Source organism: Romboutsia sp. (assembly GCF_035470145.1).
GTDB lineage: Bacteria > Bacillota > Clostridia > Peptostreptococcales > Peptostreptococcaceae > Romboutsia_D.
Window position 1 is genome coordinate 1 of sequence record NZ_DATIRC010000228.1, and the last position, 11440, is coordinate 11440.

The 11440-nt window shown below is 30.9% G+C and carries 14 protein-coding genes; 12 read left to right on the forward strand and 2 right to left on the reverse strand.

The genetic code is table 11. The annotated features are described in order from the left end of the window. Positions 1 to 17: 17 nt before the first annotated feature. Positions 18 to 1403 (forward strand): aldehyde dehydrogenase, encoded by a 1386-nt coding sequence (locus VLM92_RS09795; RefSeq protein WP_325276162.1) that lies wholly within the window; start codon positions 18 to 20, stop codon positions 1401 to 1403. 234 nt (positions 1404 to 1637) lie between these two features. Here VLM92_RS09795 and VLM92_RS09800 read toward each other — a convergent pair whose 3' ends face one another. Together VLM92_RS09800 and VLM92_RS09805 are read right to left on the reverse strand one after the other, a co-directional pair. Next, positions 1638 to 2972 (reverse strand): nucleobase:cation symporter-2 family protein, encoded by a 1335-nt coding sequence (locus VLM92_RS09800; RefSeq protein WP_331681741.1) that lies wholly within the window; start codon positions 2970 to 2972, stop codon positions 1638 to 1640. 94 nt (positions 2973 to 3066) lie between these two features. After that, positions 3067 to 3759, reverse strand: a complete 693-nt coding sequence (locus VLM92_RS09805; RefSeq protein WP_325276163.1) for a cyclase family protein — start codon at positions 3757 to 3759, stop codon at positions 3067 to 3069. A gap of 326 nt (positions 3760 to 4085) precedes the next feature. Here VLM92_RS09805 and ftcD point away from each other — a divergent pair, with 326 nt between their 5' ends. From ftcD to VLM92_RS09860, 11 genes are all read left to right on the forward strand, one after another. Then, a complete protein-coding gene (gene ftcD / locus VLM92_RS09810; RefSeq protein ID WP_325276164.1) occupies positions 4086 to 5030 on the forward strand; it encodes a glutamate formimidoyltransferase in 945 nt (314 codons plus the stop codon). A gap of 11 nt (positions 5031 to 5041) precedes the next feature. Then, entirely contained in the window at positions 5042 to 6589 is a 1548-nt protein-coding gene (locus VLM92_RS09815) for a dihydroorotase (RefSeq protein ID WP_325276165.1), read from the forward strand. Between the two features lie 183 nt (positions 6590 to 6772). Further along, positions 6773 to 7384, forward strand: a complete 612-nt coding sequence (locus tag VLM92_RS09820) for an isochorismatase family cysteine hydrolase (RefSeq protein WP_325276166.1) — start codon at positions 6773 to 6775, stop codon at positions 7382 to 7384. Positions 7385 to 7508: 124 nt separating this feature from the next. Continuing rightward, positions 7509 to 8063, forward strand: a complete 555-nt coding sequence (locus tag VLM92_RS09825) for a UbiX family flavin prenyltransferase (protein ID WP_325276167.1) — start codon at positions 7509 to 7511, stop codon at positions 8061 to 8063. A 3-nt stretch (positions 8064 to 8066) separates the two neighbouring features. Beyond that, positions 8067 to 9407, forward strand: a complete 1341-nt coding sequence (locus VLM92_RS09830) for a UbiD family decarboxylase (protein WP_325276168.1) — start codon at positions 8067 to 8069, stop codon at positions 9405 to 9407. A gap of 36 nt (positions 9408 to 9443) precedes the next feature. Beyond that, positions 9444 to 9707: a BMC domain-containing protein gene (locus VLM92_RS09835; RefSeq protein WP_334309500.1), complete on the forward strand. Its 264-nt coding sequence runs from the start codon at positions 9444 to 9446 to the stop codon at positions 9705 to 9707. 12 nt (positions 9708 to 9719) lie between these two features. After that, positions 9720 to 10121, forward strand: coding sequence for a hypothetical protein (locus VLM92_RS09840; protein ID WP_325276170.1), 402 nt, complete (start codon positions 9720 to 9722; stop codon positions 10119 to 10121). A gap of 11 nt (positions 10122 to 10132) precedes the next feature. Beyond that, complete coding sequence (locus VLM92_RS09845; RefSeq protein WP_325276171.1) at positions 10133 to 10501, forward strand: BMC domain-containing protein; 369 nt, start codon at positions 10133 to 10135, stop codon at positions 10499 to 10501. Between the two features lie 17 nt (positions 10502 to 10518). Beyond that, on the forward strand, positions 10519 to 10797 hold the full coding sequence (locus tag VLM92_RS09850; protein ID WP_325276175.1) for a BMC domain-containing protein: 279 nt from the start codon (positions 10519 to 10521) through the stop codon (positions 10795 to 10797). Positions 10798 to 10801: 4 nt separating this feature from the next. Then, the gene (locus tag VLM92_RS09855; protein ID WP_325276172.1) at positions 10802 to 11221 is read left to right on the forward strand and encodes a hypothetical protein; all 420 of its coding nucleotides are present in this window, start codon (positions 10802 to 10804) and stop codon (positions 11219 to 11221) included. A gap of 11 nt (positions 11222 to 11232) precedes the next feature. Continuing rightward, the coding region (locus VLM92_RS09860) for a EutN/CcmL family microcompartment protein (protein ID WP_325276173.1) at positions 11233 to 11440 on the forward strand (208 nt) is incomplete at its 3' end.

Here is an 11440-nt window from a genome sequence, read left to right on the forward strand (position 1 = left end):
ATAAATATAATTAGGAGATGGTGAATTTGAATAATTATGAAGAAATACTAAATAGTCAAAAAAAGTACAAATTACAATTGGGCAATATAAGTATAAAAGATAGAATAGAAGCTTTACAAAATTTAAAAAATACTATAAAAAAATATGAAAATGAAATAATAAATGCACTATATGAGGACTTAGGAAAGTCACAGTTTGAAGCTTTTACGACAGAAGTCGGATTTATATATAGATCTATAAACTATGCTATAAAAAACATTAAAAAATGGAACAAAATAAAAAAAGTAAAAAATGATGTAGCACAGCTTCCAGGGAAATCATACATTTACAATAGTTCATATGGATGTGTATTAATAATAGGTCCATATAATTATCCTTTCCAATTAAGTATAGAGCCATTAATAGGTGCAATTGCTGGAGGAAATACAGCAGTTATAAAACCTTCTGAATTCACACCTAATGTAGAGGGAATTTTAGTTAAGATAATAAAAGAAACCTTTGATAAAAACTACGTGGATATAATAACTGGTGATTATAAAGTAAATAGTGAATTACTTGACTTACCTTTTGATTACATATTTTTTACAGGAAGCGTAAACGTAGGTAAAATAGTAATGGAAAAAGCAAGTAAACACTTAACACCAGTAACCTTAGAATTAGGTGGTAAGTCACCTGTAATTGTTGATAATACTGCAAAGTTAGATGTAGCTATTAAACGTATAGTATGGGGTAAATTTAGTAATGCAGGTCAAACTTGTGTAGCGCCAGATTATATTTTAGTACATGAAGATATATATGATAAATTCTTGGAAAAATCAAAAAATGTAGTTAAGGAATTTTACACAGAAAATGTAAAAGTAAACAATGATTACGGAAAAATTGTAAATGATAGACATATGAAAAGACTTAGCAATATCCTACAAAAAGATAGTTCAAAAATAGTATTTGGTGGGGAGATAGATACTCAAAATAGATATATATCACCAACTATTTTAGGTAATGTTACATACGTAGATGAAGTTATGAAAGATGAAATTTTTGGACCTATAATGCCGGTTATAAAATATAAAGATATGAAGGATATTGAGTTTTACTTAAATAAATATGAAAAGCCACTTGCGCTATATATATTTTCAGAGAACAAAAACTTTAGTGAAAAAATAATAAATAATATTACTTTTGGTGGGGGATGCATAAATGACACTATAAGTCATGTTGCATCTGTATATCTTCCGTTTGGTGGAGTAGGTAAATCTGGTATAGGTAGATACCATGGATATAGTAGTTTCAAAACTTTTACATATGAAAAGAGTATAGTTAAGAAATCATCTAAGATTGATATTAAGTTAGTATTTCCACCATACAACAAAAAAGTGAATTTAATGAAAAAAATTATGAAGTAAAAGGAAATACTTTATTAAAGTCAGCAGGAGTTGAGATTATTTCATATTTCACTATAGAGATACCTCCAATTATGGAAGTAATGTCAGCATCAGCACTTACTTTTGCTTTAGGAACATGTTTATAGATAATAAAAAATTAAAGTTGTTAATGAAGATAACAACCCTAGTTAAAAAATACAAAAGGCACCTTTTAAAGTTTTAAAAGATGTCTTTTATTATGTAAATAAAATTTTGCTATTTTTCTTCTTTTAAGCAGATATTAAGCAGTAGGGCAGCTATAGTACCAGTACTTATTCCAGATGCGAATAACATCTGAAGTTCATTTGGTAAGTTAGATAACAAATCAGGTCTAGTAGTTATACCAAGACCTAAAGCAATAGAAACTGCTATTATAAGAAGGTTTCTATTATTCATCTTAACTCTACTTAAAGTTTTCATACCACTAGCAGCAACAACTCCAAACATTACAACACCAGCACCACCTAAAACAGGGCTAGGTATAGATGCAACTATAGCTCCAAGTTTTGGAAATATACCAAGTAACATCATTATAATACCAGCAACAACAACTACATGACGACTAGCAACTCTTGTCATAGGTATAAGACCTACATTTTGGCTAAATGAAGTATTAGGTCCAGCACCTAAAAATCCTGCCATAAAACTTCCAATACCATCGGCTAAAACTCCACGGCTTAAGTCTTCACTAGTAGCTTGTTTTTCAGCAGCTTCTGCAACAGCTATTAAACAGCCAACTGTTTCTATAGTAGTAACTAAATAAGCAACTATAAAAGGAACAACACCAGCTATACTAAATTTAATTCCATGTTCCAAAACAAGTGGAATACCAGGAAGCCCTATTAAGCTTGCATCTTTTATAGGTGCAAAATCAACAAGTCCTAAAGGAATACAAATTAAGTAACCTAAAAACATACCAATAAGTATTGAAGCACTACTAAAAATTCCTTTACCGTATCTGTTTAGAAGTATAACTATAGTCATAACTACTAAAGCCACACTAATATTAGTTAAACTTCCATATGTAGGAGAACCAACGCCACCAGCACACCAATCCATAGCAACAGGCACTAGTGTAAGACCTATAAGGGTAACAACTGTACCGGTAACAACAGGTGGGAAAAATTTCATAAGTGGCTTTATAAATTTACTTAAAATCATTTCAATAAATGACCCAAGTATTGTGGCACCAAATATTCCAGCAAGTCCCATAGTACTACCAACAGCAATAGAAGGACCAACAAATGTAAAGTCAGTACCCATTATACATGGAAGCCTTGAACCGGCTTTTCCTACACCTTTAGCTTGAATTATAGTTGCTATACCTGCAACAAATATTGCAGCACTTACCATCATAGCAGTAGTTTGCAGATCTAGGCCCAAAGAACTACTAACAACTAAGGGAACGGCTACAATACCTCCAAAAGCTGCTACAATGTGTTGAAATCCTAGAAGCACAGAAAGTTGAACATTTGGTCTATCATCGATTTGATAAAGTAAACCAGAATTTCTTGCTTCTTTTGTCATTTGAGAAGAATCACTTTTGCTCATAATATTCCTCCTCAATATTAAATTTTACTAGTAATATATTTGTACTGATATTATAGTATAGGAACGTTAATTAAATTTAATGACATATTTTTAACTATTCTTCTAAAAGTGCAATTGCTCTTATTGGAGAACCAGAGCCATCTCTTATTTTAAGAGGTAGTCCAAAATATAAAAATCTTTTGTTAACTACTTTATCTAAGCTACATAAGTTTTCTGTATTAGTTATATCATATTCTCCACAAACTAAGTGGCCAGAAAAATCTAAATCATCAGGGTGGTCTATTGCAGGAGCATCCACACCTATATTTACAACTCCGCACTCAGCTAAATATTTAGCACCTTCATAACTAAGACCAGAGTACTCTGTTTGCCATTTATGGCTACCAAAATTTCTATCATAATGTCCTGTATACATTAAGACTATATCACCTTTATTTATTTCTTGATTAGCTCTTTTTACAGCTTTTTTAATATCTTCAACTTCTATGTATCTACTATAAGGAATATGAGATAAATCTATACAAATAGCACTTCCAAAAAAGTATTCAAGTGGCATATTTTCAATAGTTTTTCCACTTGGTTTATATTCCCATACTGCATCACAGTGAGTACCTCCATGTTCACTTATAAGTAAATTTCTAGCTGAAAATCCTAATTTTTTACTTCCTGTTTTTTGCATATTTTCCTCATGCGTCATATTAGTCATTATGAAAGTAGGCTGATGCATAGGAAAAACCGACATTCCTTGAAATATTTCTTGAGATAAATCAATAACTTTTAAGCTCATAAAAAATTCCTCCTAAAAATTTTATTTATTAAGTTATATTCATGAAGTTATGAAAATATAATTTATTAAACAAGCACATAAATAAAAAGTTTCACAAGCTTTTTATAACATATAGGAAATTATATAAAATTAAGATTTTAAATAATTATAATTTCTGTAAATAAGATTTTTTATATTTACTTTAACAAAATCATCCATATAAATTTTGAAAAGGAGATTTTGTTTTTTAATGAGTTTATGAGGTTAAGATAAATGAAGATTTGCTTGTTTTAATAATTTATCTACTTATTAATAATTTAAATTTTAAAGATAAGGAGATAAGTGAAATGGAAAAGAAACAATACGTATTAGCAGTACCAAACTTTAGTGAAGGTAGAAGAAAAGAAGTTATAGAGACGATAGTTGATGAAGTAAGAAAAGTTGAAGGTGTAAAATTAGTAAGTTATGAACCTGAACATGACTTTAACAGAACAGTTGTTACTTTTATAGGACAACCAGAACCTGTAAAAGAAGCACTAGTTAATATGGCAGCAAAATCTGCAGAACTTATCGATATGAGACATCATAAAGGAACTCATCCAAGAATCGGAGCTCAAGATACTCTTCCTATATTCCCATTCAAAGATATAACAATAGAAGAATGTGTACATTTAGCAAAAGAAATAGGAAATGAGTTACATAAAAAGACACAAGTTCCTGTATTCTTTGCTGGCGAGGCTGCTTCAAATGAAGATAGAAAAGCTTTTGCCTACATAAGAGCAGGTCAGTATGAAGGTTTAAGAGACTTATTAAAACAAAACAAAGACAATGAAGAAAGAGCATCAGAGTATGAAAATAGAAAACCAGATTTAAGTATAGACGGATTAATAAGTGATACTGCAGGAGCCACTATATGCAGTGCTGAAACTGATGGGCTTACTGCTTATAATATATTTTTAGGAACTGAAAATGTTCAAATAGCTAAAGAAATAGCTAAAGGTCTTAGAGGACCAAGTGGTGGATTTTCTACAGTAAGAGCTGTTGGAATAAAATTCCCGGAAAGAGAAGGAGTAGTAGTTTCAATGAACTTACTTGATTGTTCAAAAACTCCAATGCACAGAGCTTTTGAATTTGTAAAAAGAGAAGCTGAAAGATACGGAGTTATGGTTACTGGAACTGAATTAGTTGGACCAATAAAGCTAGATTATATATTAGATAGCTTCCAGTACTTCTTTAGATTAGAAGGATTTAAAAAAGAACAAGTTTTAGAAACTCATTTAATGGATATGTAGGGGGAGAAAATATGGTAGATGTAATTATAAAAAATGCAAGGATACCTCAAGGTGATGATACAGTACTTACAAATATATTAGTTAAAGATGAAAAAATAGCAGGTTTTGTTGATGATATAAATATGATAGATGCTAAAGAGGTTATAGATGCTAATGGGAACTTAACGCTTCCAGGATGTATAGATTCTCACACTCACTTTATGTATCAAGGTTTTCCACATAGAGAAAACTTTTTAACAGGAACAGCAGCAGCTGCAACAGGAGGAGTTACTACTATAATAGATATGCCTTGTTGTTCAGTTCCATCTGTTAGAAGTGTTGAACAACTTGAAACAAAATTAGATATATGTGGACCACAAGCAGTAGTAGATTATGCTATGTGGGGTGGAGTTACGGGAGAAGATGTTAGAGAAGGTTGGTTACATAATGTTCAGGAACAAGCAGATTATGGAGTAGTAGCATTTAAGGTATATATGACTCCATCTGTTCCGACATACCCAAGAGTTACAGACCCTGAAATGTATGAATGTTTCAAGGCAGTATCTAAAACTGGTCTTCCAATAGGAATACACGCAGAAAACTTTGCTATGTGCGATTTTTATGTAAATAAGTTTAGAGAAGAAGGCAGATTAGATGGACCAGCTTGGGCAGAGGCAAGAATGGAACTTGCTGAAAAAGTTGCTATAGAACTTGGAATAAGTTTTGCAGAAGCTAGTGGTGCTAGACTTCACATAGTACACATGAGTACAGGAATAGGTGCAAAACTTGTAAAGCAAGCTAAGATGAGAGGGATAAACGTAACAAGTGAATCTTGTCCTCATTACTTAACATTAAATTATCAAGAGTCTATGACTAAATATGGACCTCTTGCAAAAATAGCTCCACCTCTTAGAACTAAAAAAGATAATGAAGAACATTGGCAAGGGATAAATGATGGAAGCATAGACTTTATAGCTACAGACCATGCTCCATATGAAATAGAAAGTGAAAAACTAAAAGAAGGAACAAATATATGGACTTCATTCCCAGGAATACCAGGTGTTGAAACTATGGTTCCTGTTGTAGTAAGTGAAGGATATAACAAAGGTAGAATATCTCTAAGCAAATTAGTTGATATATTAAGCACTAATGCGGCTAAACATTATGGATTATATCCTAAAAAAGGTGCTTTAAATATAGGATCCGATGCAGACTTTACTATAATAGATTTAGATAAGCAGTGGACAATAGATCCAAAAACTATGGTATCTATGTGTGGATACACTCCACTTGAGGGAATGCAGTTAAAAGGTAAAGTTTATAAAACTGTAGTTAGAGGTAACTTAGTGTACCAAGATGGAGAAGAAGGTACTTTATCTACTTTAGAAAATTACGATGTGGTATTTAATAATCCAGAGGAATTAACAAGTGGAGAGTACAAAGTAAGTTATAGAAAAGACCATCCAGAAGTTATAGTGGACCATGTTAAAGATATTAAAGGAATAATGGTTAAGCCTGGATTTGGTAAATTTACAAAGAGAGTACAAATAATGAAGTTAGATAAAAAGATAACTTATTAAAATTCGCTGTGCTTGGGTGATATGTCGGGGAACTATTTCGTATACACGCGATCACATCCGTTACTTAAAATATAGTTGATTTAATAGATAAATATAAAAATTATAAAAAATTATATGTAGTGTCATTTTTTTTAAAAAATATTTAAAAAATACAATGCTACAAATTTATGGGAGGATATAAGTATGCCAAGACACGGTATTGTTGTTATAGATATGTTAAATGATTTTGTAGGAGAAAAAGCTCCTTTAAGATGTCCAGGAGGAGAAGAAATAATACCTAATTTACAAAAACTATTTGCATGGGTAAGAGAAAGAAATGCAAAAGGGCTTGATGATGTTCAGTTAATACACATACAAGAAGCTCATAGAAAAAATGATGCTGACTTTAGAGTAAGACCGGTTCATGCAGTTAAAGGAACTTGGGGATCTGATTTTATAAAAGAATTATACCCACAAGGTGAAGAATACACTATACCAAAAAGAAGACACAGTGCATTTGCACACACTGATTTAGATTTATATTTAAGAGAAGAAAATTTAGACACAGTTGTAGTTACCGGTGTTTGGACTAATGTTTGTGTAAGAAGTACAGCAAGTGATGCACTTTACAATGCTTATAAAGTTATAACTTTAAGTGATGGAGTTCACTCTAAAAATGATGAAATGCATGAAGCAGGACTTAGAGATTTAAGTATATTTACAAAACTTATGACAATAGATGAATATATAGATGCTTGGGAAAAAGGAATTGACCCATGGGCAGGTGGAGGAGACAAAGAAAATAAAGTGGAATAGTTAATTTAATTAGGTAATTACAAAGCTTAGGTTTTGTAATTACCTAAAAATAAAATTTGTTTCACTAATGGAATCAACGATCTCAAATAAAGTTTGTTGCTTAAAACTTAAAAGGAGAAGTTTTATGAAAATTATAGTAGGAATATCAGGAGGAAGTGGTGCAATTTATGCACTTGGAGTACTAAAGGCGCTAAGAGGCCTTAATGTTCAAACTCATTTAGTAGTATCAAACATGGGGGAGTATGTTGTAAATCACGAGTGCGGTGTTAATTTAGACGAGCTTAAAGAAATGGCTGACTTTTATCATGAAAACTATGATTTAGCAGCACCAATTGCAAGTGGATCATTTAAAACTGATGGCATGATTATAGTACCTTGTTCTATGAAAACTTTAGCATCAATTACTATGGGGTATAGTGATAGCTTGCTTACAAGAGCTGCTGATGTTTGTATTAAGGATAAGAGAAAACTTGTGATTTTACCAAGAGAAACTCCATTAAGTTCTATACATCTTGAAAATATGCTTAAATTATCTAATCTAGGAGTAACTATAATGCCTCCTACACCAGGATTTTATAATCATCCACAAGATTTAAGTGATATAGTAACTTCTATAGTTGGAAGAAGTTTAGATCAATTAGGTATAGAGCACAATTTATTACATAGATGGGGTGAGTAATATATGGAAACTCAAATGCTAAGATATACTTTAAATAAATTAGAAAACTTAGGACATGTAAAAACTTGTAATAAAAAGGTAAATCCTGAATTTGAATTAGGCGCAGTTTTAAGATACTTTGATAATGAAGTACCTATAATGTTTAATAATATACAAGGACATGATATGCCTTTAATTGGTGGACTTTATGGAAATAGACAAATATTTTATGATTTGATGGATATGAATAAAGAAAATAGAATATTTAAGTTTATGGATGCAATAGCAGATCCTAAACCTGTAAAAAAAATTAGTACTGGCCCTATTAAAGAAAATATTATAACTAAAAATATAGATATTATAAATTTGTTTCCCATACCAACATCACATGAAAAAGACTCATCAAGTTTTATAACAGCCGGAATGCTTATAGTAAAAGACCCAGAAACTAATGATACTCACATGGCTGTTAGAAGATTTCAAATAAATTCAAAAACAAATATAAGTACGTTAATATCAGGAGCATCTCCACATTTAAGAAAAATTATTGAAAAAAGTGAACAAAATAATAAACCTGTAGAATGTGCAGTAGTTTTAGGCTATGATGCTCAGTATTTAATAGCATCTCAAATAAGTTCTTCAAAATACGGGCTTGATAAACACAAGGTGTATAGTGCTTTAAAAGGGCAACCTCTACAAGTTGTAAAATGTCATAGCGTAGATATAGAAGTACCTGCATATTGTGAAATAGTTTTAGAAGGTCATATTGTTCCTAATAAGAAAGTAACAGAAGGGCCTTTTGGAGAGCTTATGGGATATTACGGAGAAGTAGCGCCAAATCCAGTTATGGAAATAAAAAGTATAATGCACAGAAATAATCCAATATTCCAACATGCATTCCCTTGTAGAGAAGAGCATTTGTCAAATGGACTTATAAGAGAAGTTGAAATATATAGTATATTAGAGAGTGTAGTAGATGTAGCTGATGTTAATGTAACTGTTGGTGGTGGATGTAGACTTCATGCAATAGTTAGTATAAACAAAAAAAATGAAGGCGATGGAAAAAGCGCAATACTTTCAGCTCTTGGAAGCAGTAAAGACTTAAAGCATGTAGTTATAGTAGATAATGATGTTGATATATATAACTATAAAGATGTTGAATTTGCATTAGCATCTAGGGTACAAGCAAGTGAAGATGTAGTTATAATTAAAAATGCTTTAGGAAGTGGCCTTGAAGCATCTCATGTTTATAAAGGTCTTAGTGATAAAATGGGAATAGATGCAACAAAGCCATTAGATATAAATTTATTTGATAGAGCAATAATACCAGGTTATGAAGATATAAATATAGATAATTATTTTTAAGACTAGTAAGCTTAACCTACTTTAAAAGGGGTGAAAATTTTGAAGGCTTTAGGAATAGTAGAAGTAAAAAGTATGATAGGAGCAATCCAAGCGGCTGATACAATGTTAAAATCTGCAGATGTAGATTTAGTTGATATAAATTTAGTTGGCTCAGGAATAGTAGCAGCAATAGTAAGAGGAGATGTGGCAGCAGTAAATGCGGCCGTTGAAAATGGACAGGAAAGTGCAAGTAAAATTGCAGAAATAATATCAACAAACGTAATAGCAAGACCTCATGATGAAGTAAGCAAAATTCTATAGGTGGTGAAAAAAATGGCAAGCCCACTAGCTAAAACTATAATGAACAATATATCTAAAAAGGCTCTTAATAAGCAAAATAATTGTACAGAAAAACAGGATATTATAAAAGTTAATAATATAAATGAAAAAGAAGAAGAAATATTAAAAAGTATATTAAATAAAAATAAAAATAATACTAAAATAAATTTAACTTCTTTAAAAAATAGTAAATTAAACACTAATAATAAAAGCAATAAAGTAATTGAAAATAAGGTAATTGAAAAAATAACTCAAAAAAGTGAAAATAAGATAAATAAAATAGAAATGAAAAGTCTAAAAAGCTTAAGTAATAAGTCAAATAACAACTCTGTAAAGCAAACACCTAAAGATAAACAAAATAAAAATATGATTAGCTTAAAAGATTTAGCTAAATAAGGGGGATTACTATGAGAAAAGCCCTAGGAATGATAGAAGCAATAGGAATTACAGCAGCAATAGCAGCACTAGATAGTGCAAGTAAAGCAGCAGATGTTACATTAGTTGGATTTGATAAAGTAATTGGGGTAGAAAAAGCAGTAAGTGTCACTATACATATAGCCGGAGAAGTAGCGGCAGTAAATGCGGCAGTTGAGGCTGGAGTACAAGCTGGAAATAAAGTAGGGAGAGTAGTTTCAAGTAGAACAATTGCAAGACCGCATGAGGAAGTGGACTTTTTAATAAAAGAATTTGAGAAAAATTTAAAAGAAAAAGAATCTAGAAAACAAGAAAAGCCAAAACCTAAAAAAACTTCTAAAAAAGAAGAAAAAGATAATTAAAATCTAGGAGGTATAAAATTATGGGGCAAGCATTAGGAATGGTAGAAACTAAAGGATTAGTAGGAGCAGTAGAAGCAGCGGATGCGATGGTTAAATCTGCAAATGTAACTTTAATGGGATATGAAAAAATAGGATTTGGGTTAGTAACAGTTATGGTAAGTGGTGATGTAGGAGCAGTAAAAGCAGCTGTTGATGCAGGAGCAGAGGCTGCAAGAAATGTTGGAGAGCTTCACTCAGTTCATGTAATACCAAGACCACACTCTGAAGTTGAAAGAGTTATATTAAGTAGAGATTAATTAAATGAAAAGTAAAAAAAGCTTAACTGAAAGTATCTTAAAAAAATTGAGTAGTAATATAAATGAAATTGACAATACAACAAAAACAACTATAGAAGATGTAAAAGATAAAGTTAATAAAGAGAATAACTTAAAAGATAATAGTGAGGTTAAGCTTGATACAAATTCATTTATAATGGTTCCTATAAATCATCCTAAAATAAATGAAATTATAAAACTTTTAAATAGTATACAAGAAGAAAATAAAAGTATAGATAACTCAAATAAAGAAGAAAAAAGATTAGTAATAACGTTAAATGATATATTAAGTTCTAAAGATGAAAAATTAATCACACCCAAAAATTCTATAATAACTCCAATGGCTCGTGACTATATAAAACAGAAGAAAATAGAAGTAATCTTTGATGAAAATAAAGATGAATAGGAGAAAAATATATGCAAATAGGAAAAGTAATAGGTACAGTAGTAGCAACACGAAAAGATGATACCTTGGTAGGAAGCAAGTTAATGATAACGCAACCGCTAAATTTTAAGAATGAATCCGAGGGCAAACCATTAATTGCAGTAGATATGGTTGGCGCAGGAATTGGAGAGTTAGTTATATATACAGAAGGAACAGCAGCTAGAAATGCAGCTAAAAAAC

Bases quoted from the DNA above. Each gene is read 5' to 3' on its own strand.
- VLM92_RS09825 (WP_325276167.1), top strand. From the start codon at position 7,509: ATGAAAATTATAGTAGGAATATCAGGAGGAAGTGGTGCAATTTATGCA.
- VLM92_RS09855 (WP_325276172.1), top strand. From the start codon at position 10,802: ATGAAAAGTAAAAAAAGCTTAACTGAAAGTATCTTAAAAAAATTGAGT.
- ftcD (WP_325276164.1), top strand. From the start codon at position 4,086: ATGGAAAAGAAACAATACGTATTAGCAGTACCAAACTTTAGTGAAGGT.
- VLM92_RS09820 (WP_325276166.1), top strand. From the start codon at position 6,773: ATGCCAAGACACGGTATTGTTGTTATAGATATGTTAAATGATTTTGTA.
- VLM92_RS09805 (WP_325276163.1), bottom strand. From the start codon at position 3,759: ATGAGCTTAAAAGTTATTGATTTATCTCAAGAAATATTTCAAGGAATG.
- VLM92_RS09845 (WP_325276171.1), top strand. From the start codon at position 10,133: ATGAGAAAAGCCCTAGGAATGATAGAAGCAATAGGAATTACAGCAGCA.
- VLM92_RS09800 (WP_331681741.1), bottom strand. From the start codon at position 2,972: ATGAGCAAAAGTGATTCTTCTCAAATGACAAAAGAAGCAAGAAATTCT.
- VLM92_RS09815 (WP_325276165.1), top strand. From the start codon at position 5,042: ATGGTAGATGTAATTATAAAAAATGCAAGGATACCTCAAGGTGATGAT.
- VLM92_RS09795 (WP_325276162.1), top strand. From the start codon at position 18: ATGGTGAATTTGAATAATTATGAAGAAATACTAAATAGTCAAAAAAAG.
- VLM92_RS09840 (WP_325276170.1), top strand. From the start codon at position 9,720: ATGGCAAGCCCACTAGCTAAAACTATAATGAACAATATATCTAAAAAG.
- VLM92_RS09830 (WP_325276168.1), top strand. From the start codon at position 8,067: ATGGAAACTCAAATGCTAAGATATACTTTAAATAAATTAGAAAACTTA.